Origin of the sequence: Caballeronia sp. dw_276 (assembly GCF_018449635.1) — a bacterium.
Lineage (GTDB): Bacteria > Pseudomonadota > Gammaproteobacteria > Burkholderiales > Burkholderiaceae > Caballeronia.
In genome coordinates this window covers 1-24,585 of sequence record NZ_JAAVUV010000019.1, presented here as the reverse complement: position 1 = coordinate 24,585, position 24,585 = coordinate 1, and the positions used below count along the sequence as shown (strand labels likewise).

The following is a 24,585-nucleotide window of genomic DNA, read 5'->3' as shown; positions in this document are numbered from 1 at the left end:
CTGTCAGGTTCTAATTTTTTAATCGGCGTTTTCGATGCCTGACAATCCGCGCCTGGATTCCAGTGGTTTAGTCAGTAATCAAGGGATTGCGTCGAGAGCGCAAGGCGATCCCAGACGCAGCTTGAAACACCTTGCGCGAGCGCAGTGATCGGGATTGCTACACATGCGGCCACTGCACCAACGCTATGATGTCGATTTTTCATTTTGATGGCACTTGCGAGGCCTCCGCTTCATCGTATGCACGCATCCACTCATCATCACCGGCTTGCGGCGGAGCGCCGGCATCAGGGTTGCCTTCGGGTTGTGCGTAGCCGCGAGGCGCGCCGATCATCTCAAGCGCTTCGACCACGACTTCTGTTGTATAGCGATCCAAGCCATTGCTCGTCCACTTGCGGGTGCGAAGACGACCATCTATATAGATGCGCGAACCTTTGGCGAGAAAGTCCCGCGCGATCTCTGCATGTCGCCCAAAGAAAACGAGACGATGCCACTCTGTCGCCTCTTTGAGGTTGCCGGTCGCCCGGTCTTTGTAATAATCAGTTGTCGCAAGCCGACAGTTGGCCACGACACCTGCGCTCAAATCCTTCACGTCCGGGTCGGCGCCCAGGTGGCCAGTTAGCGTCACTCGATTCACCATGATTTACTCCTTGTTGAACAGGTATGTAAAACTACTTTTGTGTGAGGGAAATGTCTTTTTCACGCGGTACTACGGAATCCGGATTGGCCCACTGTGGTAATGGATCGTGGGACGTCCAGGGCTTCGATTTGGCATATGCGCTGAACTGCTTGCGATTTAAGGGAAACGTCCAGAAATCAAGGTCCGGGCGCAATTGCCGTATGTAGAGGTACGTCAGGAACCATCCGTCTCCCGCTCGCGCCATGTCCGCCCAGCGGCTCGCATGGATATCCGATGAGTACGCTTCCCAGGCCACGCCCACCGCATCTGCGGGCCACGTCTCAATTTCTCTGTAAAACGCCTGGAGCGTTGCGATTGTGGCGCGCTGTGCGATTGACCACGCGTGACCGGAGAGCGCCTGCTCGTCGAACTCGAATCCCTCCCGTGTCGCGTCAAATTTGAATGTCATTGCCGTTTGGTCTTAATGGATCAACGCCCAGACGCCTGCGAGGGTCGCCGCCCCGGCAAGCGCCGCACTTGCGAGTGCGACCGCAAATAGCTCGATGAGCCGGCGAGTAGTGCTTTCGCGCACAGTCCCGCCAATCGAGGCGAGCGTGAGGTCCACTTTGGCGAGCGTCCCCCCGAGTGAGTCCGCAATACGCCGTTGGGTAGCGATGCTTGCTTGGGCAGACAGCTCGGCGATTGCGCCCTCGCGCGCATTAGCGAACTCACGTGACGCCTTAAGAAGCTCAGCGATACGGCCGCTCAAGCGTTCGTCGGATGTCTGGATGATTGCCGCAAGATCGCTCACCGACTTGTGCAGCGTATGAACGTCACCTAATATCTCCGCCATAACTTCATCGCGAACGTGCGGCGATAGCGGATCTCGACGTACGCGAGCGTTCGGCTCGCCGGTCTCACTCATCGCGCGCATCAGCAACCACCGCCACGGCCGGACGAACGATTGCCTCAAATACCGCGTCGAGCTCGGCGTTCACACGTGAGGCCAAGCGACGAAGACCTAACAGCGCAACAAGCCGGTTTTTCTCGGTGCCGGCCGGTGTCTTTGCAATTGCAGATTTGTAGTCAGTCGGATCCGTTAGCACGTCGTGCATGCTGCGGCCAGCGTCAGCGGCGTATTTGTAGACGTCGCTCTGATAGAGAACTGCGTCGCGATCTAGGCGGAACGAACGGTACCGATCATAGAAGCCAAAAATCGAACCAAATTGGTTTTCCTGAAATCCGAGCACCCGATCGACTTGATTAAAAATTACAACTATGCGTTCCGGGCTGATACCCATATCCGCAAGATTCAGGAGGGTAGCGACAGTGTCGCGTTGCTGTTTTTCCGCGCTGACAACGGGCACCACGAACAAATCGAAATCGTCATGTGAGCCGTCGAATTCACTCATCAAGGCGACGAAGGACTCGACATTGGAAGCGCCGACGTCGATTACCACGTTATCGCCCGACAATAAACGCGATTGCAGCTCTGAGAACTGCCGGCCGCGCAGCTTTTCGTCAGTCTCCTGTGCGCCATCGTCAGCATTGATTGATTCGATGGCGATAAGCTTGGCATCGCGAATGCGCGGTGCGAGGAGATGCCGCGCGATCGTGCTCTTGCCAACGTTGCCCGAAAAATTGATGACAGCGATATTCATAAAGGTTCCTTATATTAAGTTCGACACAGGCACCATGGGTAGGCCTCGTAAGCGCGCGCTATGAGTGCATGCCCGCAAACGGCTTGGTGTGGCGCGGCACGACATGGCTTAGCGCGCGACGCTCGGTGCGCTCTGTTTGGCAACTTCGCGCTCGGGGTTGCGCTGTGATTTCGGCGCTTGCGCGATGGCTTGCCGGGCTTCGCGGTCAATATCGACTTGCGCCAAGCGCGTAACGATCGCCGGCTTCAGATCCTGTGCGCGCGAAGCTACCTTTTGATGCTCCGTCTGCACTGCAATTCCGGCCTGAAGACGCTCGGCCAAGCGATCCATCACCTCACGCACGACGTTATCGGGCTGCCCGGCGAGTGCCTTCTCAACCTGCTCACGTATTCCCGCAACACTCATCGCAGCAGAAGTCGAATCCTGAGCGCCTGGAGCTTGCTTTTCCTGCTTGTGGATCTCCCAGACGTTCAAGCGGGTGTCGATTTGCTCGACTCCGACCACCTTGCCTTCAGCATCTTTGATGGATCGATTGACGGTGACCGGGCGAGAGCCGAGGTTTTCAAGCGTGAGTGCGTCGCCCGGCTGCACGCCCGAATCCCGGATCGCGCGTTCCAGATCTTTGCCCCATACCGTTTTGGTGGCGCCGTCGGATTCCCTGTACGAGACGAAGTAGCTATCGGCGTTGTCCTTGTTGTTTTTGTACGGCGCGGCGCCATGCTCCAAGAGTATGTTTTGCGTGAGCTCCGCCGGTGCAGGATGGGGTTTAGAAATAACCTGCTCGCCCGACGCTGAAACACCCTGCGACGTAGCCGGCGTGGCAGACGCAATCGGAACTGCTCGCACAACTGCAGCAGTGGGTGTGCGTACGCCGGGCGCGGCCATATCGGAGCTCGCTGAGCGCTCATGCACCTGCTTGGATGCCTGCGCAGGCGTGGAAGCGGAGAGTGGCCGCGAGGCCTCAGGGGAGTGTCTACCCGCGGTGATGGTCAAGGAGTCGCGCTCGCGACGTGCCGCTTCGAGCAACGCGCGGTCTACCTCTTTCGGCTCATATCCTTGTGTTTTGATTCCCGCAAGCTGAGTTTCCACCCAAGCGTTGCGGCGAAAAGCTTCGCTGCCCTTGAGCGTGACCTGTTGCCAGCCCTTCGCTTGCGCAACGGTAACCATGTCTGCTGCCGTGCCGCGATCGTCTTCACGTGTTGCCAGGCGCGGGCCTTTGTCGGTGAACTTCGGCTCATGCTTATCGGCGTTGCCTGGATCCTTCTCATCAAAGCGCCAGAAATCGCCATCGCGCACGACGTAGCGGGACGCGATGGCCTCAGGCACGGCGTAGCCGTCCTTTGTCATGACCGCCGGTGACGAAATTTCGTTTTCGCTGCCCCCGCGCTCACGGCCGACAAGAGATCGAGTGAAAGCGTCCAGCAGACGCGCACCGGCATTGCGGCGTGGGACCTTCTCTTCGGCTTCGCGGCGCTTCTCGGCATCCGTGACCTGATCCGTTGGCACCTCGCGCTTGGGTGTCTGTATCGCTTCAATCGCATTCTCTTCCGCCGGTGTAACGGGAGCTACCCGCTCATCAAGCGTTGGGGTTTCACTGGTGGGCTCATCCGTCAAGGGTGACTCTGCCGCGTCGTTTATCGCCGGTGTCGGTCCATCGACCCGAGCTTCGCCGCGTGCGTTCAGCGCCCGCAGCGCTTCTCGCTCGAGACCATAATCGACGAGCGATAGTGCCTCGCGGTACTCCGGCATCCGGATGTTGTCGACAATCGTTTCGAACGCGGTGTCGCGCGCCTGAGGATCAGTGATTGCCTTTAAATCCTCCGAGTCCGCTGTGGCCCAGACGCGATAGGCTCGCTCGCCTCCCAGGTCCGACAGCACCCCGACTGCCAACAAGCCCTCGCCGCTATGGCGAGACGCGATCCGATCGGCAGGGGAGGTGACGGCCAATGAGATATCGCCTGAAGTTCCGCCGGCGCTTTCACGATTCGGTCCCGCCGGACGCGATGGCGCAGCCGCAGCCGCTTCTGCAGCGACATACGGCGCTTCCATCGAAGCAGCATCCGGCGCCGCATGACCGTCCCGAGCACGCGCAAAGAACGCCTCGCGAGCAATCCTGACTGCGGCCATCTCGGGCGTCTCGGGCGTTGTGGGAACGTCCTTAAAGGCGCCGTTACCTTGACTCGACGAATCAACGGGATCGACGGGATCGTTTTTGGGGGTTTCAGCCATGGGTCATTTCCTCTTGAATAGGCGAACGGATGTCATCAGGCGCGTCGGCCTGGCTCGGGGTGTTCGCAAAGTTGAATCGCTTGCCGGTCAGTTCCAGCAAGTCGGCATACACGCCTTCAGCGAGCGCGGCCGCGAGCGCGACCGACACATCAGCATCCCGCATCGCAACGAGATCCGTCGCCCGCGCGACGCGCGTTCCGTCCTCACGCCGTACTGCGGTCGCGGCCCGACGCTTTGCCTGCCATTTGATCGGATCAATAACTGGCACATCGCTCGTGCAGAGCTCGTTTGCGCCAGCGGCTTGCTTGAGCTGCGCCTCAGTCGGCAGTTCCTCGCCCAACGCACTTAACGACGGGCTCATTTCCTTGAGTCGGTCCACAAACACCGGATCGTTGTAATAGAACGCTTTCTTGCAGCGAATCGGTTTGCCAAAGCCGAGCAGGATTTCTTCGTCCTGTCCCATCTCTTCAAGCTCTTGCGGCATCATCAGCGCGCGCTTCTGATCCGAATGGTTCTCACCGCGCGGCTTTCCGGGCGTCCTGCTTTTCGAGACCGACGTCTCGGTGAAATAGCCCAGTGCGTCAGACAGATCCTTCGCTTCCTGGTGATCCTTAGGCGGATAAACCACCTTGGCCCCGTGGTTCACGACGAGCGTGCGCGTGCCTTCCTTGCCATACAAGGACGGCCGTTCCATCTGGGACACTGCCTGGATAATGGTCAGCAAGCGCAGGTCATAGCCCGCAATGAAGGCATTCGACGTATCGATGATGTTCACTCGGCCAATGGCCGTGAACTCGTCAAGGACTAGCGTGCATTGATATTTGAGCGACGCGTCGTGCTCGGGCAGCACCGATGTGTTCAGATCGATCAACTGCGAGAAGAACAGGTTCACGAGGAGCGCTGCGTCCTCGAGCCGATTCGGCTGAATACCGATGTAAATCGTCATGCGCTGACAGCGCACCTCGTTGATATCGAACGACGAATGGCTGGTCGCGGCGTCGACGATCGGGTTATCAAAAATCAGCAGCGGCGCATTGAAGGTTGACAGGATCGAAGACAGCACCTCGTCGCCGGACGCCAGGAAACGGTTCAATGCACCGGTGCACGCCTCAGACAAACCTTTGGTGGCCCGCAGCTGCGTGATGTGCTCCTTGATCGGCTTTCCCATGCCGGACGACTGACGGAAGATCTCGCCAAGCGTGCAATAGCGCTCTTTGGTTGCGGTCTCCATGAGATAGAGGCTCAGACCGACGAACAGATTGCGCGCCAGGTCATTCCAGAACTTGGTCTTGGCCTCGACGTTGGTTGGATAGAACTTAAGGCCAATCGCCTGTACGTCGCCAATGCGAAGATGCTCTGGCCGATCAGCAATCGAGTCGAACACGTTCCACCCGTGCGACTTGCCGTCTTCCGCAAAGGGCGCCCACAGGAACACCTTCTGCCCGTACTTTTGCCGGTAGGCGGACGTGTACTTATAGTTCTCCAGCTTCAAGTCAAGGACGACCATCGAATCCGGATAGGTGAGGAGATTCGGGATCGCTACGGCCACGCCTTTTCCCGATCGCGTAGGCGCGGCGAGCATGACAAATTGCTGGCCCGGAAAAGTCAGATATTTGCCTCGATACTTGCCGACGATCAGCGCGGGCTTGCCGTCTTCGCCATCGAGTAATCCGGTCTTGCGGATTTCATGCGCCTTCGCGAACCGCGCACTGCCATGAAGCTCGCGTTTGGCCGTACCGAACGCAGCAAAGCAAGCAGCCGTGATTGCACCAACGGGAATGGCCATCGACACAAACGTACATGCGGCCAGCGCTTTCTTGACGGCAGGTACATCGCCATAGGCATGCCAGTAGTCGCGCAACGTAAAGATGCCAACCACCGACGACGGCAAGTGCTGCATTTTCGCGAAGAGCGCAGCGCCCGCGTACTGCCCGCCCACAGCAACGGCCGCAAGGCCTGCGGCTGCAAGTGCGCTCACGAGGATTTTTGATTGAATCGTCATGTCCGTGACCTAAACGCAGCTGACAGCATCGCCGGGACTAAACATCCGAGTGGTCCAGTCACCGGCTGCGACCAACCCGGACGCAGCGTCAATTGGAAACAAGGGCCTATCGCATCGGTCATTTATGCGAGCCCCCGCAAAAGCTTCCACTTCTCAACCGGGTCGTAATGGATCTGGGTCAGGCGCTTCTTTTCCATGAAGAGCACCAGGTCGATCGTGGTCTTCACCTCGTGCAGGATGTAGCTCCAGTCCAGCGTCTGGCCAACCTGGCTTGCCTTGACCAGTGTCGCGATCCGCGAGAAGGCAGACGCACAATCGTTCGCATGCACGGAAGTCATTCCGCCATCGGTACCGGTATTGAGCAGCGTAAGGTAATCCCACGTTTCATCGCCGCGCAGCTCGGTCAAGAACACGCGGTCGAATTTCATGCGCAGCGTCGAGCGGACGATTTCTTTCGCCGGCAAGCTGTCGCTAAAGAACATGTGGACGTGGTTGGGATGGTTCGGCAACGACAGTTCGTGCGTGTCTTCGATCGTGCCAATGCGCGTGGTGGGTGGCACGAGATCGGCCAACATTTTCATGAGGGTCGTCTTGCCGGACCCGACACCACCGACCGTCACGATGTTGAGCTTGTGCTTGATCGCAAGCTCGAATAGCCGCGGAACGTTGCGCGTTGCTTTCGCCGCAAGCATCTCCAGCTCGAAGGGCGCAAGCGTGACGCCGGCCGGCACGAATTCGATGGGTGCAGCATCCCGAACACCGTCATCCAACAAGCCAGGCATACGCCGTACCGCGGCCGATGCCGCCAGCACCGACGGAGATACATCCACAAACCCTGTTAGCGTGCCCGCCCGAACATAATCGTCTTTGGAAAAGCGAACCGTGCTCGGAACCCGGATGGTCATCGAGACGGTTCCCGGCTCGCACGCGGGCGCAGTCATGACCTGGCCGCGTTCGCCGTCGGGCAAGCGCACCGGCTTGATCGGCGCGAGGGCTGACAGAGGCGGGGTCGCCTTGTTGTAGATCGTCACCGCGTCCGCCAGCTTCTTACAAAGATCGAACGACAGCGCGGGCGCTGCATGTTGCTGCCATCCGTCGACCGTCTCGGTCCAGATCTCGTGAGGGCGGTTGATCGTCACTTCGGTGACACCGGGTGTCACCATTTTTTCGGCAATGCCCGTTGACCCGAGATAGCTGCGGACCGTTTTGCTCGAATCAAAATGGGTCGACCCCACATGACTACTGGTGTTCGAGGTCATAGACGCTCCTGAAGTCCACATCGCGTGCCACGAAAATGTTCAACGCGGAACCCTGATTCGAGTACGCGGTCGGCGGGATATCGACGGTGTTTTTGAGGGTGTCGTCGGCCAGACTCTGGCCCGCAGACGAGGTATTAGAAAATTGGATTTGATTGTTGCCACTGCCGAGCGACCGATTGCTCGCGGCCTGTCCGAAGTCGCCAATGAGGCTCACCATGATGGCGCCGCCGAAACGGTCCCAGAAATGATTGTCGACATAGGCTTCGAGGCCGCTTGCGCCAAGGGAGTCGGAACCAGGCGAGTCGAGCGGGATCGTGACGCCGTTGGGCATATCGATGCGCGACCACAGGACGAAGATCCGCGCCTGGCCCTGCATGAGGGCGGTGCGCTGCTCGCCAGTGGCCTCACTGCCACGCTCGACCAAGAGTGTCCGACCGTCAGCGGAATACACGTCCTGAGTGACGATGCACGAGGTCATGCCTGAATAGGTCGTGACGATCTTGGTTTTCTGGGCACAAGAAATGATGATGCCGCGCTTGAGGAGATAGTCCAGATCAGGCAGGAAGCTCGCCTTGACGCTGGGCAAGGCCGAAGGGGTGAGACGGTCATCCAGTCCGCCGGCGACACCGCGCGCGACGACAGGGACAAGTCTTGCGCTCTTTCCATCGCTATTTCTGGTGCCATTCGTAGCGCCACTACCGCCTTTGTCGTCGCCGTTGTTCAGCAACACGTCTCCATCGAGACGGCGCTCCGCAACGGTCTCGATGTGTGGCGCGCTTTGGGCGGCCGCCTCCGCATGACCGCCGACGCTTGTCACGGCGGCAGCGCTTGCCGGTGCACCGCTTGGCACGGGCATTGACGCGCCTGACTGGGCGGCTGAGATCGATGCCTGTTCGGCGGCCGCTGCCTTCTCGCGCTTCAAGCGGTCTGCATCTACCGAAAAATCATGCCCCGTGTCGGCGCCCATTTCTTTCGGCGCCGTTCGCGCATCGGCCTTGGCCTGGTTGTGCTGGTCCTGCAAGCGCTTGGCGAACATCGCACCGCCTAGTGTCACCGTAGCAAGCGCGATTACGGCGATCGCGACGGCCGTCAATTTGTTGACATTCGCTTTCTTGCGCGTTTGCTTGAGGTTCGGCATTCCGCGGTCGCCGGCCATGTTCGCTGCGCCGGCCGCACCCGCCTCATTAGATATCGACGACATGCCCGATGCATTGCCTTCGCCATCGTTGCCGTGGCCATCATGCCCCGCGCTAGATTCGATTCCGTTCATTACTCATGCTCCTTCGTGATCCGCACGGTGCCGGGAACCGCGGTGCCGGTCGTATTGAACTGACCATCAGGCGTATAGCCGTTGTTGCGAACCCCCAGCACCGACTTCCCCAGCCGCAACATGAATTTGGCCGCCGTTTGGTGCACCACGACCGTGTCACCATCGACATGCGAATTAACCAACGCTTCCGATCCGTCCGGCAGCACACGGTTGATGTCGGGCAGGTCGCGGGTGGTGGCATATCGGAAATACGTGAAACGACCGTCATCCCACATCAAGGTGGGCGCGAGCACTGTGTCGCCCTGCATGTCGTAGTTTTCGTTCGCGTGAAGGGAGGTCGCCGCGCTGCTGCGTGCACGATCAGCAGCCAGCGCCTGTTTCCTGGCTGCTGCTTGTGCCTCGCGCGAGCGCGTGTCCGGATACGTGAAGTTCAACGACCACACGGCGGCTTCGCCTCGATCAGCACTCACGAGCTCGATTGCATAGCGCCGGCGGTCTGTGACCACAATCAGATTGGTATCCGCATGCGCCTCAGTAGGCTTGAACAAGATCCAGTTGCTCTTTGCGCCCACCTTCCAGGCTTTCGAATCGCCCATGCCCATTCCGGACGCGGGACCGTCGATCACTTCGCCCGGCTCCAGCTGTATAAGCGTTGCGGTACCGGCCCGAAATGGCACCCGGTAGACTTCGCTCGAATCAAACACGGCGCATCGGATATGAGCGTCGGCGCCGCAGGGCCCAGGCGTCGTCAACGCATGGGCGGGGAGGGCGCACAGGGCGGCCGCAATGACCGAGGATGCGGCCAGCGCGTTCGCGCGAAAGCGGCATTTCGATTCGCGCGATTGCAATCTGCTGGTCATTGCGCAGTACCTCGCAGACCATTGGCCGCCGCGGTGCCGGCGGCTACCGGGGACACAGGATGCAGGCCGGTTGGAGCGGGTAGCACAGGGGCAGGGGCGTCAGACGCTCGCGTCCAGTCGCGGTCGACTACGTAGCTGGTTACACGAAAACCTGTCGGATCCATTTCAAGCTCACTCGCCTTTTCCGGAAGATGGTCGTGCCGGTACGCAATGGTCGCAACCCAGTACTCCGTCTTGGGCGGCATGGTGCCGCTCAGCGACATCAGCTTGCGCGAGAAGAACACCTGAGCGGTGCTCCCGACGAACGTGATTGCACCCACGCGCGCGATGACGCGGTACTGGTCTTTGAGCACTTTCTGCGGGGCGTTAGCCAACGCGTACATGGAGATGAACTGGTCACGCTCCTTGTCGGCCGACATGAGCTTGACGGCATCGAACATGTCCTGAATCGTTTCCCAGTCGTAGCTTTCGCGCATCTCGACATAGCGGCGCAAATCAGCTCGATCGTTCTTCTCGGTGAAGATCTCCCGGGTGTTCGGTGTCACGTTCAACACGTCGACAACACCCGTCGTATCGTTCATGCGCAACACGGCAGGTGGATTAGGCCTCTTTAGTTGTACTAAAGCTACCGAGCCAATAATAGATACGACAGCGATTGCACCCATGCCGATCGCAACACGCCACGCAAGTTTGGTTTGCTTGGCTTGTTGCTCCTGCTTAGACGTTTCGAACTTCAACGCCTGCTGCAAGTACCAACGCCCGGTTGCGATCGCAGGTCCGTTCTTGTCGCTCGTCGGAGCTTCCCCGGCGTCGGGTGCGGCAACGGCAGCGCTGCTCATCACAAGCTCGGAACCAGGCGAGTGCTTGCGTTTTGAAAACATGGTCATACTCCCTTGGGCGCGGTCGACAATGGCACTGAGGATGACGGCGGCGACGACGGCGGATGATTGACGGGCACCCATGCACCCGACGGTTGAGGTGGCTGGGGCGGAGAGCACCCTGCTAGGAACGCGACGACGAGTGCGCTGATCGATAAGGCTTTCATAGGTCCAAAACTCCATGGGTGAGCGGAACGAATTTACGGCGACCGGCGGGGGCTAACGAAGTCATCCCCGCCGACCAAGCGCTTATTTCGACGTGTGCTCCAGCTCCTCGCCAGGGCGAATCAGATGACCATTGGTCTTATCGATAATGAATCGCTCAGTGCTATAGCCCCGGTTTGCAACCAGTACATCGCCGTCCATCTCACCCGCATACGTCGGGTATTCACCGGTCAGCGCCTGCACAGATTCCTTAATGACAAAGACGTTGTCGTGCTTGAGGATCGACAGATCCGGGCCATTTCCCGACACCTTTGTCCAGGTTCCAACGTACTGATCACCGGATTGCTTACAGCCGGCGAGCACCAGAGGCAGGGCGACGACAAGTGAAAGAAGAATTTTTGTTTTCATGGTGATTGAGTCCAATGTATTAAATATTGAGCACGCGAGCCATCGCTGCTTATGGGGTAGGCGCGGCGTCGCCCATCATTTGCGATCGAAACGTTTCGGCGGCCTGCTTTTGCGCAAGCGTGGTCTCAACGTCCTGAAGGTGCGATGCGAGGTTTAGCCGGGTTTGCTCGTTCTGAATCATCGCGTTTTCGGATTGCAGCCGATTTTGTAGATCCGCTTTTGCCGCTGGGTCTTGCGTTAGATCGGACTGCTGCATCAGGTTTTGGATGTTCTGTAAGCGGTCTGCCGACGACTGATATGCCTGCATCGTGATCGCCTTGTTCGTGGCCAATACGTCGTTGTAGCGTTGCTGAGTCGGAGAACTCGCCGTCATTCCTTCCTGATTTTCGACCTGCTGCGCGGCACTGGTTAACCCCTGCAATTGCCCTGACTTAACCTGCGTATAGACCGATTGCCATTGCGACGGTAGGTAGCTGGTCAGCGACGGATTGTTGAGGATCTGACCCAGACCGCGATTTCCCACGAGCGAGGTGTACTGGCTTTGCATCGTGACAAGCTGTGACTGGAGGCTCTTCGCCATCACGAGGTCCTGCGCTAACTCGCTCACGCTAATAACAGGGATGCCTTGCGCAAATGACGGTGCGCCGTGGAGTGCGACCACACACCCCGTCAAAAGCGCGATTTGACGAGCATGTCTAACGCTTTTCCAAAGGTTTCGCTTCATATCCATTTCCTCTGTCGTTCAGTACTTGATTCGGTTAGCCATCGATTGAACCGCCGCTCCCGCGGCCGGCTCGCATCTTTGCGGCTTGAAATGCCTTCCCGATGCCTTTACCCGCGAGCTTCGCAAACGGCCCAGAATGCTGCGCCATTGCGGATATACCGACACCGCCCGCGAGTGCGGATGCAAGTGCGGGCAGATTCATCGAAACGATCCAGAAGACGATGCCCATCATCGCCATCTTGGCCGTGGTGAGAAGGTCACTGAACGACCCAACGGGCAGGTTGTTGAGCGCAAAATTCACCTCGATCGCGCCGGCCGCAGCGAAGAGCGCAGTCAGGATTGCGTAGTTCAGACACTGCGCTGTCCACGCCTCGAAGAACTTACGCGTGCCAGGAAATAGCGCCGAGGCGATGAACATGGGCCCGATCGCGAGAAGAAGCCCCAAGGCAAATTTCGCAAGGATGATGTACGCCGCAGCAATGGCAAGGAATGGCATACCCACCAGCAAAATCACGAGTGCCATAATGGTGGCGGTGATGTACCCGCCGATATCACTCCAGGTCAACGCGCCGAACATGGTCTTGATCGCGGTGAGGTATGCGTTCAGCACCGTATCCAACGCCGTGCCCGACGTAGGACTGTTCGTAATCGCTTGCGCGACGTCGTCGCCAAGGCCATTGAAAAACGGTACGACATACTCGGTGTAGTACTGGATGTTCAAGCCGGCGGTGATGATGAGTCCCCACGCGGCAAAGCGCATGAAAAAATCCAACACCGGCTGGTCGGTTGCACCCCGCCAATATGACGTCATGATCAGCAACATATAGACCCCGAGCCCTGCCGCGACTAAGGGGCTGATCAGCGAGATCAGGTTTGCAGATCCCGTCACGATGGTTTGATTTACCGTGTTGTCGAACATGGTGATCAACGGCTGAAAGACAACGACATTGGTCGGAATGACACTCATGATGTCGCGCCTTCCTCGATGCCGACAGCGTGCGCAGGTACCTGCGAATCAGCCATCGCGTGCCGATCGAACTTGGCCGCGTTCTTCTTGCCCTTGCGCCGCGTCTGAAAAACCGCCATGCACTTGTCGATGTCAGGGCCGTATTCGGTCCACACCTCGTCCCAGATCGGAATGTTGTCGGTCGTCCCTGAGAGAACCGCGAGAGCGTCCGACATTCCAAACAGATCGAGCGTCGCAAACACCGACTGGTTGCTCTGCTTGATAAGAAACGTACGAGATTCCTTGTCGAGGCTCTTGAGCACGTCGAACTCTTTGCGGTTCATGTTGCACGCTTCGTATGCTTCGAATCGCGCGTCAGGGTTCGGCAGGTAGATTTTTGTGGCCGTCTGCTGTTGGATCGCGGCAAAGATCGGGCAATTAATAGCGTCTTCAGGCGACTGCGACACAAGCAGCACAAACTCTTCAATCTTTCGACCGGTCTTGAGTGATTTCAAAATCAGGTCTTGCGTCACGGGGTACTGCGCCGGTAGCCAGAATTCCTCGACGATCGTCACCAGCAAGCCGCCGTTCTCCTGCATGAGCTTCTTGAGATAGAACAAGTAGGCAAGGACCGGCTCGGTCGGCTGATAGTTTTTTTGCAAGAAGTCGGTCACATCGAAACCGATGCGATGCTGCTTCGTGACGTCGATCATCGCGTTCGGAACGTTGTCGAGCGCCCAAGCGAATTCACCGTCGGCTGCATGGCACCACTTCGATAGCCGCGTCCAAAGGGAATTGGTTGTGCCGTCATCCGCGATGTTTTCGAGAAGGCGCGAGAATACGCGATCTTCAACGCGCTCGATCGCATAGATCGCGTCGACCGCGTTCTTCACCTTGATCGCGTCGGCGTCCGCAATCTGGCCCGCAGAGTCGCGGCCGCACGAGCGCACGAGGCTGTACAGAAATTGCAAATTTGCTTCTGTTGGCGGCAGTTCGAACGGCGCGAGCCCGGTATCGACGCCGGCCCTAAGTGGCAGGTACACACCGCCCAGGTTTCGGATGAAAATTTCCATCCCGCGGTCAAGATCAAGGGCGAAGATCTTGGGGTCAAAACGCTCCAGAAAGCCAACGAGCGATAGCTGCAGCGTGGTCTTTCCTGTACCGGTCGCGCCAAGGATCAGGGTATGTCCTGCGAACTTCTCGCCGGTGTTGTCCTGGTCGGGCAGCGAGGCGTGAAAGTTAAAGTCAAAGCGCCCTTTGCCGACGGTCGACAGTGGCATGACCGCGGTGCCGTCGCCGATTGGATTGCCCCTCGCTTTGCCAGTCGAGTAGTTGTGCATGGAGGACGTCGACGCCAGCGTGCGGGTGGACCGAGGACTCGGGCGCGGCTTCTTTGTCGCGCCTGGCACCTGACTGAAATAGGTCACTGGCGCCGACAAGGTCGCAGGCATCCAGCTCACACCGCATTCATTGAGCGACTGCGCAGCAACGTAAGTCCCGTTTTCGATTGCCTTCTGCGCACTCGATCCGTATACCACGAGCGCACCGTGGTAATCACCGAACGCAAGCTCACGCGCAGCGAGTAGGGCCTGCGCGTGACTCAGGTCATCAATTTGATGAACGGCCTTGTCTTGCACCGACGTAAGCTTGCCAATCTGTGTTTCGATCTTCGCGTTCGCCTGATGCGTGCCCAGAAATCCGAACGATTGCGTCAAGGTGAACTCGACTGGCACGGTCAGCAGCGAATTCATCTGGCCCCAGCCGCTCTTCGGCAAATCCTTCAAGTCATAGCAAACTGCGTATTTGGTGTTGTTGTCGGAGCGCACTTCCAAAACGTCGTAGCCGAAGTGCATCCACGCGTTCGGTATCGCCTGGTAGCCTGGCATCTCGGTCACCGGCACCCGACGCTCGACGCCATTGATCAGCTCCCCGATGAATTCAAAGGTTTCGGAAAACATCACGCCATTGCGCTCGTAAGCGCACAAGATCTCCGGGTCGTACGCGTTCAGGGCCTTTACGATGGTCTGCAAGAGCTCTTCCATCTCGGCCACGCCTTCCGCGAGATCGTCGTGCTTAAGCACCACGCTCAAAAAGTAAGTGTTTTCGAAATAGTCGGTTTTTTTGAAACGCGCGAGATACTGTTCGCTGAAGTCCTTCATAAACGACGAGCGAAACCCGTACGTCTGGTCGTGTGCCATACGCCGGCGCTTGAGCGTCGTGGTGATCGACAGTCGATTGCCTTTGGTTGCGCCGAGAGACGACAAGAAGCGATTGAAGGAGTCGAAGCGGCTTTCCAGAATGGAGTCCGTCGCCGACTCAAACGGGATGCCCGGCAGACGAATGACGCCCAAAGTTCGATCGTTTCCGCAGCTCGTTACGTGCTCAGACACCGCATGGCCGACCTTGGGCATCGTGTCTTCGACTGCCGGTTGACGTTTCATTTTTTCGTAAATGGACATCAGTTTTCCTTGCGCTGTGAGAACGCGACGCGAAACTGCTCATGGGCCACCAGCGAAGGCGTGCGCTCAAATACCGCTCTGAACGTGTCGAGCCGATAGCCGTACTTCATCGGGCTGAGCGTGAAGGTATTGCCAAACATCCGGGCATTTGTGCGTCCAAGAAAGCAACGCACTTCAAGCAACAAGATGTTCAGCGCCTGGTCGTCGGTTGCACACACCTGCTTGATGAACATCACCGGTGCAAGGCAGGGGACGAACAGGAGAAAGCCCGCCGGGCCGAAGGCGAGGCCGCCCACCATGGCAATCGCGACGCTGATCCCGAAGAGCACCAAGCCCGCCATGAGGGGAACGCCCTTAATCATGGCAACGCGGCCAAGGCCCGCATACGACGAATACAGGGCTTTTTCGCTCATGATCCGAAAACGGTCCAGGCCCATGCTGCAAGAACCGGAACGGAGCCTACGGCCGCAACCTTGGCAATGGCGCCACCAAAATCATGCACCCAGTCGGCCTTGTTGCTCCAGCACTGAATCCCGACCCAGAGCAGGTAGCAAATCGCGAGAATTCCGCAAATCGTAAAGAACCAAACTTCAAAATTGGTGATCGCGCTGGTCCCGGCTGTCAGGCCGCCTGCATGCGCGCTTGCGCTTACCAGGGATACTGCAAAGCCAAGCAACGGCGGTACAAGCAGGGATAATAGTTTGGTACGTTTCATAGTTGTCCTGATAACAAGTTAGTGATTTGGTTGCGAAGAAAGAGAGTGCTGGATCAAAGGTTCAAAAATCTCCGAATGTGTCCCAGGATGGGTGGGTATGTTCGGGCTGCGCACGCCGGGATGTCGAAGGCGTTCCAATCGCTGCCGGTGCCCCTGTATCAGGGTCGAGTCGCGGCACGGTTTGCCGCACGGTCTCGGGCGTAGCGACTGGCACGACAGCAATGGGCCGAACGTCTCCCTTAGCCGTTTCCGGGTCTGTCGACGCTACGAAGGAAACAATGCGCTGGACGTAGCTCGATGTTCCCAAATCGCGAACAAATCCACGCTTAAAATTCCCGCTGTAGTAGCAGCTGAACGCCGCGCGCAATGCGTCCTGGCCAGCACCCATACGGGCTGACGCCCGGCTATAACAGTCCGACAAGATCGCCGCGCCAGCGCGCAGGTTCGTGCAAGGATCAAATGCAGCATTCGCATCCATGCCATATCTCGAGAGGTTGTAGCGATTGACCTGGCTTAAGCCCATGCTGTAGTTCCAGCCGGCCGCGTCGAGCGCCTTAACTGTCGCCACCGCTTCATCGCGATTCTGCGGCTGACGCACCAGGCGACCTCCTACGACACCGATCGCAAATGGGTTGAAACCCGACTCTGTGCGAACAACCGCCTGCAAAGTCGTCGGATGTACTGCAGGCGCGCATTGCTGCGCGAGCGTGTTGAAATCGACGGGCGTCATTGCGCGGGTTCGCACTCAGCGTCCGGATCCGTTTCCGACTGAGCTGCTTCTGGACTCAGAAACGCTTTCAAAAATGTCGTTTTCCCGCAGCTGGTCGCGCCCAAGATCAACGTATGTCCAGTTGCTTGCTTATCATCATCTAACGGCAAGTACGCTTCTGTCGCAAAATCCCATATCCGGTCTTGTTTGGGTTGTTTGGACATCACATCGCCCCCACTTTCTTGAATCCAAGGCCCTTACTCTTGGGCTTTAGTTTCGGTGTGAAATCCGGTGCACCGTCACGGTCCGGATAGGACGCGGAGCACTTGGGTTCCGCCTTGAAATGCGAACAACCCCAAAAATGGCCGTCATTGCCAGTGATGCGACGCAAGCGGCCTGATGCGCACTTCGGACACGTCGGCGCGGGCGCCATGGGCAAATTCATCGCCGAGCCTCGCAAGCCGGCGATCACCTTGGTGACGAAGGCGACGTTGCGTTCGATGAACTGGTCGTACGTGACTTGCCCGCTTGCCACCGCGTCGAGCGCGATTTTGAACATGCCGGCCATCGTCGGATCCTTGACTGGACCAGGAAGCGCGTTGAGCAACCCACGGCCGCTCGCACTACACGTCAGCCTGTTTTTTGTGCCCTTTGCGATCACGAGGAATTCACGCTCGCGCAGATCCTTGATGATTCCGGCGCGCGTGGCGCTGGTGCCGATGCCTTTGCCCTCTTTCAGACGCGCCTTGGCGGCCGGGTCGGTCGTGAATTTATGAAGGTCGATCATCGCCGTGAGCAACGAGGCTTCATCAAAGCGGGCAGGGGGCTTCGTCGATCGGCTCGTGGTGTCACACGCTACGCACTTTGCGGGGTCGCCCTGCGCCACGTCCGGGAGTGTCTGTTTGCCGTCATCCGTTTCGCCGTCGACTGGCGTTTGCGGGGCTGCGTCCTCGTGCGGCGCATAGACCTCACGCCAGCCGGCCGACACCGGCGTCTTGCCGGTTGCGGTGAGGCGCTCGCCCGCACATGAAACCTCAATGCGGGTTTGCATGAAGACGGCGTGCTCGAAGAACTGGGCAAGGTAGCTGCGCACGACCAGGTCGTACACGTTGCGCTCGATCTCCGTCAGTGCGGACAAGTCCGTAACGCATACGGTCGGCACAATGCCATGGTGCGCCTGGCCGTCCATCTTCTTATCGTCAAATGCGGCCGACCTGTGCGTCGTGTCGGCGCGGCCGATCAACGAGCCGAGTCCGGGAACGTTCTGGCTAACCGACTCCAGCACCGACTGCGCTTCATCGTGCTGCGCCTCCGACAGATAACGGTTCTCAGTGCGCGGGTAGCTCGTGACTTTGTAACGCTCATACAGTACTTGCGCCGCAGCCAACACTTCGTCACCGGTGTGGCCGAACTTGCCGCACGCGGCCACCGTCAATTCGTTGAGCGACAAAGGCAACGGCGGCGCTTCACGCTTGGACGACTTGTCGTATGCGGAAATCTCGGCTGGTTGGTTATGCAAACGGGTGACAAGGGCACGCGCAAGGGGTTCGTCGATCAAGCGGCCGGCATCGTCCAAACTGGCTTGGTCCTCGCCTGCCTTCCAGTTGGCGACAAACAGTCCGTTCTCATGCTGCACCTTCGCCGCGATGGTGAAATAGGCGGTCGGCTTGAACATCTCGATAGCGCGGTCGCGTCCGTACACGATCATGAGAGTAGGGGTTTGGACGCTCCCGACGGTCAACACGCCGTCGAATCCGAGCTCACAAGCGCGTAACGTCGCAGCACGCGTCAAGTTCAGACCTAAGAGCCAGTCATAGCGCGATCGCGCGAGTGCCCACGAGAACCATGCGCGAAACTGCGGCTCTTCATTGCTGTGCATCGAGTCAAGTGCCTGACGGACTTTGGCCGGGTTGTAATCGTTGACCAGCAGCCGTAGCACGGGCTTGGTGTTGCCGAGATAGATCAGAACCTCATCCACCAGAAGCTGGCCTTCTTCATCAGGGTCGCCCAGATGCACGACCTGATCGACCTCCGACAATAGTTTTTCAACCGCGCGGACGTTGCGCTCCAAATCACCACGTGGCGCCATTAACCAGTCAGTCGGCACGATCGGGAGATCCTCATACCGCCAAATCTTGGAACCGTTTTTGGTACGCGGTACGTCGTCAGCAAGATATTCATCTGGCATCGCCTGTTCGAGTGCGTGACCGGCGAGCGGCACGAACGCATCGTCACCGATATAGGTCACCACACCGTCACGACGGGACGTGCCTGGCAAGACTGCCACCACGGCTTGAACAAGACTTGACTTCTCGCCAACGAACAATCGCCGCATCTTTTTATCCTATTAGCAGTACTAATGGAGTATGGAAAAACGTGAAAATGAATAATGTAATGCTGAGGTTCATCAACCCTGACGACCTGATTCAAGTGCCGTTGACGGCTTTGTTCAGTGATTACCGCCTCCGCCATCACCATGTGTTCCTGCATCGGTTTGCGGGATATCGGATTGGCCTTGAGAAAGGAACTGCTGGGCGGACGTAGCCGGGTCGTAAGGAGTCGTCGTTGAGCCCTGACCATAAAATTCTGTGGTTGATGTTCTTCCGTTGACGCCCCACCAAACCCTTGTGAACAAAGTGTTATCGATGGTGACGTTGATGGCGCCCCGTGCACTGCAAGTCAAGGTGCTTTGATCCGGCGGCCCCCAATAGAGTAAATTTGGGCTGCAATAGTTTAAGCCGGCGCCGACGTTTTGGGCATCGGTCCCCTGCCCAGCCGAAAGCGCACTAGCCGGAAGCTGCGACTTTACGTCGGGAGGCAAATCAGCGGCGCTGCTGTTGAGATCGCAAGTAGGAAAAGGCTTTCCGTGTTCAAGCGCGTCCCACAGCTTTTCGATGGGAGGCTTGCATGCGGCCTCTGCTTCTGGGCCTCGTGGGTCTGCTAGGCATAACAGAACTTGGCAGCCCCAGGCGTCTGCGAACGCATGGGAGGGCGTCGTGAGAGCAGGAATGACGCCGCAGATGAAGATGAGAGGTTGGTATCGGCCGTTTTTCAAGGGACGAGCTTTCCCACCTATAATGGAGTTAGCCATTTGGGTCTCGACAATTCCGGTCATGGTTAGGTTGATGCCGGTGTTAGTAGCACCGGCATCAACCGCTTTAGCTTTTGTGGACTTCTTTCGTGGTCTCTTTGTGAAGGAGGACGTGCACTTGGCTGACCCGCGGGCAAGTCTCCTTGATGAACTCGACGGCAATATCAAGGCGCTTCCAGAGCTTCGTGCGTCCCAGCGCGGTTTGGACGACGTAGATCTTTGACTCGCTAGGTATCTTCACATTCATCAGCCACCATCCATCACGCTCGTCATCCTCTAATTTTTCGGCTGTCTCAACCAAGAACACTTCGTATTCCGGTTGGGCTCCGTCAAGGACAGCGAGATCTCTCTTGGTCAAAGTCAACATTTCATTCCTTGCTGTCGTTCGAACAGCAAGGAGTAATGCCACGAGAGTTCTCAGTTTTCCACCTTTCGGTCCTACATTCTCATGAATAACATGAATCATTTAACGTTTGATACGATTCATGAGACATGAGAACACGATTGTTAGGTTGATTCAACTGATTTAATCTTCACGCGTGTATCAATCTGTAACATGCCGGGGGCTGTGGTGAAAGACGCGAGGACGTCGCTGCGTCCGTACGCCATGGAGCCCCAGGCGTTCGAATCGGGGCAGCGTAACGCGCTTCAAATGCTAAAGTGGTCCCGGCATGCGTTGGATACATGGTAGCTCGACTGCCGTTAGTAACGGTGCGGGTCCGTTTAGTATTGACTTAATTACGTTGCTATGGTGATGGGATCAACTATGTATGACCTGGAGACATTGAAGACTTTCGACTTGATCATCGACGCCCGAAGCCCGCGGGAGTTTAAGGAGGATCACGTACCGGGAGCGATCAATCTTCCTGTGGTGTTCGACGACGAATATGCAGAGGTTGGAACGACCCATCGAACCGATCCAATGCGCGCGTACCAAATCGGGGTCGCTTATTCACTCAGGAATATAGCTAGGCATTTGGAGCTTCCGTTTTTCCGAACTAGCAAGCGTGCCACGATCCTTGTCTATTGCTTTCGCGGCGGCAAGCGCAGCAAGCTGTGGACAGACGCTCTGGAGACAATTGGCTACAAGGTCCAACGACTGCCGACAGGGTGGAAGGGGTACCGGAATTGGGTAAGAGCGACACTCGAAGATGTTCCGACCAAGTTGCGCTTCAATGTTCTTTCGGGGCCGACGGGATGCGGAAAGACGCGATTGCTTCATGCGCTGCGTCAAGCTGGGGCGCAAATACTCGATCTCGAGGCGCTAGCCTCGCACCGTGGCTCTATCATCGGCGGCATCCCTGGGCATCCTCAACCCAGTCAAAAGTATTTCGACACACTTTTGTTGGAAGAGATAAGCCGACTCGATTCTGCCAAACCTGTTTGGATCGAAAGCGAAAGCAAGAAAATCGGCCAAGTGCAACTTCCTACTTCATTGTTCGAGGCGATGCATCATTCACGTCTATTCTCGGTGCACACATCAATGGCAGAGCGCGTCTCGATGTGGCATCGAGAATATCCGCACTTCGGAAAAGATCCGGTCGCCCTGGTTGAAAAGCTGAGCTATCTCAAACCACTGGTCGGTGGTACTACGGTAACAACTTGGAAGGAGCTGGCTGAACGCGGCAATATCGACGCGCTTTTCGAGAGCATTATGGTTGACCATTACGATCCTGCGTACGCCCGATCCACCAACAAGAACTACGGCAAGTTGGGAGAGGTCACTGACATTTACCTGGATACCCTGGAATCAACTTACCTCGCCGGGGTAGCGGCGAAGCTGATCTTGGAGACCGACATGCTGCCTGCGCCGTCGCTTGGATAGCACTCGGACGCGTCTGTCCATCACTGAGAACCATAGTGGAGGCACGAGACTTAGCCAGAGCATGTGAAAGTAGCCACCAGGTAGCGTGGCAATTGTTGGAGCGAGCTGCGAGTAGGGCGTATTTCCGTCGTCGTGGTGGATCCCGTGGTATCCGTTGTTGATGAGCAGGCAATTTGATAACCAGAAATCAACGTCCCAGGAATGAATGGCGTCGCTTTGACTCTGGTCAGCAAACCCGTAGTGCTGCATATATCCGACGGTCTCAACGATAAAGGCGCTGATTAACGCGTATCCGAGCATGAATATCGCCACCTGCCACGCACCCAGAACGAGCGGGGCCATCAAAAGCAGCAGCATGACAAAGAAATGCATCAACAAACGGCGAGGGACAGTCCGACTTTTGTAGGAAGAGGGATCGAGTGATGCCTTCAGCGCAAGGATGTAGGACCTCCCCGCGTGATACCAAGACGACGTGCCAATAGATGCGGTCGAACCAAAGCGAGGGTTGCCAAGGTGACTGTGGTGCAGCTCGTGTGCATAGCGGTAATGGGGATAGCCAGCTACTGTGAACGCCAGATCGCTAAACGCGCGCCAAGGCACCGCAGACCGATGCGCTAGCTCGTGCAGATGCGCCATCGCGGTTGCACTCAGCACGCCGCAAGCAATCACCAATCCGATGAATTGTAGCGGCGGGGCTGTGATTGATTTGTAAGCGGCGATGCCGAGCGCAGCCGCCCAAGATAGGGCGAACCAGCAAGGGATTTGTCGGTCAGTCGAACGTTCAAGTTGCGCGCCAAGCATAGGTGAACCGCGTCCTGCAAAAGCGTCGAGCACAGGGATGACGAGCAGTGTAGTTGCAACGAATGTCCAGGCGTGCCCCGTGGCGGAGAGTAGGGCGCAGGTCAAAGGAAGGCTTAGCGACAGCCAGAAGCTTTTCCCAGACCTATACAAGCAAACCATTGACTTCCGCAAACTTCACCACCTCTGAAATATGGGACACGCCTACTTTGTCCTTAATCTTTTTATAGATGCCGTAAACCGTTTGTACCGACACGTCCATCTCTTTTGCGATATCTTCGGCGGTGAAACCATTTTTTAAGAGGGTAACGATTCGAACGTCTTTGGTCGTTATCGAATGCGAAAGCAGGACCTCATTCTTTGCTGCATTGATCGACCAGTCTAGTAATTCCATTGCAAGTGATCGGAAGTACATCCGATTTGCGGTGAATATCCGCTCTCCTTCGGCCTCGGACTTTTCCGATCCAAGGTAGAGCACCCCGATGCGTTCTTTGTCACTGGTATGAACCGGAACGACAAACCCGCTGCGAAACCCGTTTTCGTGAGCCGAGACCAGCATATCTTTTTGCCCTGGTGTACTCGCTTCAATCTGAGAGCCGCAAACGGGTTCAGTGTTGTTCATCGAATAGTCCAAAAACGGGTCCGTCATGAACCATTTGTTGGCGTTGTAAAGCTGGCACCATTCCGGCCGGCATCCAATGAGGAAGCGGTGTGACGAACGACTCGCCGGAGATTCGGCAGGATTCATCGAAACAAAAACGTACGATTCAGCGCCAAGCGCAGAAACGATTGCCCGAACATAATGAGCTACGTCTGATTCGTCTTCCGCAGTGAGCAAATGATCGAAGAGTTCATGAACTGCAAGCGCTGTTTTCGCTGATTCCATAAGGCAAATATCTCCTTCGATAGTGGATCAATCCGCAAAACCTCCATTGATCAGCCGATGGCGTATCTCGCTATATAACGACGCCATCTGGCTCTGGTAGGGGTCCGCGTTTTCGAATCGATTCAAGTCCTCGAGACTACTTATGAGCAAAATCTGTACTGATGCCGCATCGTCGACTTCGACTATGCGGCGTTCAAGCGCATATCCGCGCGATGCCTTGAAAAGCTTCAACGCTACGTATTCGCCGCCGACATCTAGCGTGCGTTCATAAAAAAGCGTCTTCGCCATCACCGCCCCCGTCGCGGTAGTTTGAATGTCCACACTTCGAGCAGATCACGTTCTTGGGATCAAGATCGGTCAAGCTAGTGACGAACTCATCGGACGCACACGCTTCACATTCAACGATCAGGGCATTGAAATTGACGTGACACGCCTGGCACTTGATGCGGTGGATCTCTCCCTCGGCCAGGAGTTCCCAGCCGTCCTCCATCGGAATGCTGCATCTAGGGCATACAAATTCGGCGAGTTTGGTGTCGGTCATAATTGAAAGCTAATGTTCATATTCAGTGGGCGCTGATTCAGTGTCTTGTCTGGGGAATATGTTAGCGCGAGAATGGTTTGCGCGTCGGAGGGACTATTTTGAACGGGATCGGCGGCGTGGGATCCCCATGGATCTCGGCCGCAACGCAGCGTATTGGGAGCAGACGGTCGTTGCACATTCGCCGAGGATCGATCGGTTACGTATCTACCTGTGACCGGCACATCTCGCAGCATCGACGTCGAAATTTACTAGATCACCTTTACAGGTGTAAGTCTGCGCGTTGTGCTTGCCGACCATCGCGCAAGTAAGGCGATGCGACCACGCGGGGCCGTCAAATTAAAAAAGATGCCGGGGGGCAAAACGTACACCTGGGCCTCAGGATCGACACCGATATTTAGGATCCCTTATTAAAACTCGCTAATTCTTTTTATGTTAAATTAAGTAATGTTGAAACGGTGACGTGAAGTGCTTGCTGCCTGTGACAAACAACTGTGCAACCGCGCGTGGCCAAAGATGAAGATGAAGCAAGTGATTGTGATAAGA

General features: G+C 57.1%; 24 protein-coding genes. 2 read left to right on the top strand and 22 right to left on the bottom strand.

Annotated features, from left to right (window positions below; genetic code table 11):
* Positions 1-199: 199 nt before the first annotated feature.
* The 19 genes from ssb to HB633_RS28975 form a co-directional block, all read right to left on the bottom strand.
* Entirely contained in the window at positions 200-637 is a 438-nt protein-coding gene (gene ssb / locus HB633_RS29065; RefSeq protein ID WP_213781582.1) for a single-stranded DNA-binding protein, read from the bottom strand.
* Between the two features lie 31 nt (positions 638-668).
* Positions 669-1,085 carry a hypothetical protein gene (locus HB633_RS29060; protein WP_213781581.1) on the bottom strand — a complete coding sequence of 139 codons (417 nt, stop codon included), beginning with the start codon at positions 1,083-1,085 and terminating at the stop codon, positions 669-671.
* Between the two features lie 12 nt (positions 1,086-1,097).
* Positions 1,098-1,469, bottom strand: a complete 372-nt coding sequence (locus tag HB633_RS29055) for a hypothetical protein (protein ID WP_213781580.1) — start codon at positions 1,467-1,469, stop codon at positions 1,098-1,100.
* Between the two features lie 64 nt (positions 1,470-1,533).
* Positions 1,534-2,277 (bottom strand): StbB family protein, encoded by a 744-nt coding sequence (gene stbB, locus HB633_RS29050; RefSeq protein ID WP_213781579.1) that lies wholly within the window; start codon positions 2,275-2,277, stop codon positions 1,534-1,536.
* Positions 2,278-2,385: 108 nt separating this feature from the next.
* Positions 2,386-4,506, bottom strand: a complete 2,121-nt coding sequence (locus HB633_RS29045; RefSeq protein WP_213781578.1) for an LPD7 domain-containing protein — start codon at positions 4,504-4,506, stop codon at positions 2,386-2,388.
* Positions 4,499-6,508 carry a type IV secretory system conjugative DNA transfer family protein gene (locus HB633_RS29040; RefSeq protein ID WP_213781577.1) on the bottom strand — a complete coding sequence of 670 codons (2,010 nt, stop codon included), beginning with the start codon at positions 6,506-6,508 and terminating at the stop codon, positions 4,499-4,501. Before HB633_RS29040 ends, HB633_RS29045 begins: the two co-directional genes overlap by 8 nt.
* Positions 6,509-6,630: 122 nt before the next feature.
* Positions 6,631-7,767: an ATPase, T2SS/T4P/T4SS family gene (locus tag HB633_RS29035; protein ID WP_213781576.1), complete on the bottom strand. Its 1,137-nt coding sequence runs from the start codon at positions 7,765-7,767 to the stop codon at positions 6,631-6,633.
* On the bottom strand, positions 7,748-9,037 hold the full coding sequence (gene virB10 / locus HB633_RS29030; RefSeq protein ID WP_213781575.1) for a type IV secretion system protein VirB10: 1,290 nt from the start codon (positions 9,035-9,037) through the stop codon (positions 7,748-7,750). Before virB10 ends, HB633_RS29035 begins: the two co-directional genes overlap by 20 nt.
* The gene (locus HB633_RS29025; RefSeq protein ID WP_213781574.1) at positions 9,037-9,897 is read right to left on the bottom strand and encodes a TrbG/VirB9 family P-type conjugative transfer protein; all 861 of its coding nucleotides are present in this window, start codon (positions 9,895-9,897) and stop codon (positions 9,037-9,039) included. Before HB633_RS29025 ends, virB10 begins: the two co-directional genes overlap by 1 nt.
* Positions 9,894-10,859, bottom strand: a complete 966-nt coding sequence (locus HB633_RS29020) for a type IV secretion system protein (RefSeq protein WP_213781573.1) — start codon at positions 10,857-10,859, stop codon at positions 9,894-9,896. The genes HB633_RS29025 and HB633_RS29020 overlap by 4 nt, the downstream gene beginning before the upstream one ends.
* Before the next feature lie 165 nt (positions 10,860-11,024).
* Positions 11,025-11,348, bottom strand: a complete 324-nt coding sequence (locus tag HB633_RS29015) for a hypothetical protein (RefSeq protein ID WP_075358535.1) — start codon at positions 11,346-11,348, stop codon at positions 11,025-11,027.
* Between the two features lie 49 nt (positions 11,349-11,397).
* Entirely contained in the window at positions 11,398-12,072 is a 675-nt protein-coding gene (locus tag HB633_RS29010; RefSeq protein WP_213781572.1) for a type IV secretion system protein, read from the bottom strand.
* A gap of 34 nt (positions 12,073-12,106) precedes the next feature.
* Positions 12,107-13,039 carry a type IV secretion system protein gene (locus HB633_RS29005; RefSeq protein ID WP_213781571.1) on the bottom strand — a complete coding sequence of 311 codons (933 nt, stop codon included), beginning with the start codon at positions 13,037-13,039 and terminating at the stop codon, positions 12,107-12,109.
* Positions 13,036-15,477: a transporter gene (locus HB633_RS29000; RefSeq protein WP_213781570.1), complete on the bottom strand. Its 2,442-nt coding sequence runs from the start codon at positions 15,475-15,477 to the stop codon at positions 13,036-13,038. The genes HB633_RS29005 and HB633_RS29000 overlap by 4 nt, the downstream gene beginning before the upstream one ends.
* Positions 15,477-15,890, bottom strand: coding sequence for a VirB3 family type IV secretion system protein (locus HB633_RS28995; protein ID WP_213781569.1), 414 nt, complete (start codon positions 15,888-15,890; stop codon positions 15,477-15,479). Before HB633_RS28995 ends, HB633_RS29000 begins: the two co-directional genes overlap by 1 nt.
* Positions 15,887-16,192: a hypothetical protein gene (locus HB633_RS28990; RefSeq protein WP_213781568.1), complete on the bottom strand. Its 306-nt coding sequence runs from the start codon at positions 16,190-16,192 to the stop codon at positions 15,887-15,889. The genes HB633_RS28995 and HB633_RS28990 overlap by 4 nt, the downstream gene beginning before the upstream one ends.
* 61 nt (positions 16,193-16,253) lie before the next feature.
* The gene (locus HB633_RS28985) at positions 16,254-16,922 is read right to left on the bottom strand and encodes a lytic transglycosylase domain-containing protein (protein ID WP_213781567.1); all 669 of its coding nucleotides are present in this window, start codon (positions 16,920-16,922) and stop codon (positions 16,254-16,256) included.
* 202 nt (positions 16,923-17,124) lie between these two features.
* Positions 17,125-19,236 (bottom strand): DNA topoisomerase, encoded by a 2,112-nt coding sequence (locus tag HB633_RS28980; RefSeq protein ID WP_213781566.1) that lies wholly within the window; start codon positions 19,234-19,236, stop codon positions 17,125-17,127.
* Between the two features lie 823 nt (positions 19,237-20,059).
* Positions 20,060-20,359: a hypothetical protein gene (locus HB633_RS28975; RefSeq protein ID WP_213781565.1), complete on the bottom strand. Its 300-nt coding sequence runs from the start codon at positions 20,357-20,359 to the stop codon at positions 20,060-20,062.
* 399 nt (positions 20,360-20,758) lie between these two features.
* Between HB633_RS28975 and mnmH the strand changes: the two genes are divergently transcribed.
* Positions 20,759-21,817 carry a tRNA 2-selenouridine(34) synthase MnmH gene (mnmH, locus tag HB633_RS28970; protein WP_213781564.1) on the top strand — a complete coding sequence of 353 codons (1,059 nt, stop codon included), beginning with the start codon at positions 20,759-20,761 and terminating at the stop codon, positions 21,815-21,817.
* Here mnmH and HB633_RS28965 read toward each other — a convergent pair.
* From HB633_RS28965 to HB633_RS28955, 3 genes are all read right to left on the bottom strand, one after another.
* On the bottom strand, positions 21,743-22,618 hold the full coding sequence (locus tag HB633_RS28965; protein WP_213781563.1) for a fatty acid desaturase: 876 nt from the start codon (positions 22,616-22,618) through the stop codon (positions 21,743-21,745). The genes mnmH and HB633_RS28965 overlap by 75 nt on opposite strands.
* 142 nt (positions 22,619-22,760) lie before the next feature.
* Positions 22,761-23,501 carry an autoinducer binding domain-containing protein gene (locus tag HB633_RS28960; protein ID WP_213781562.1) on the bottom strand — a complete coding sequence of 247 codons (741 nt, stop codon included), beginning with the start codon at positions 23,499-23,501 and terminating at the stop codon, positions 22,761-22,763.
* 27 nt (positions 23,502-23,528) lie between these two features.
* Positions 23,529-23,789, bottom strand: a complete 261-nt coding sequence (locus tag HB633_RS28955) for a hypothetical protein (RefSeq protein ID WP_213781561.1) — start codon at positions 23,787-23,789, stop codon at positions 23,529-23,531.
* A 25-nt stretch (positions 23,790-23,814) separates the two neighbouring features.
* Here HB633_RS28955 and HB633_RS28950 point away from each other — a divergent pair, with 25 nt between their 5' ends.
* Positions 23,815-24,048 carry a hypothetical protein gene (locus tag HB633_RS28950; protein WP_213781560.1) on the top strand — a complete coding sequence of 78 codons (234 nt, stop codon included), beginning with the start codon at positions 23,815-23,817 and terminating at the stop codon, positions 24,046-24,048.
* The last annotated feature ends 537 nt before the right edge of the window (positions 24,049-24,585 follow it).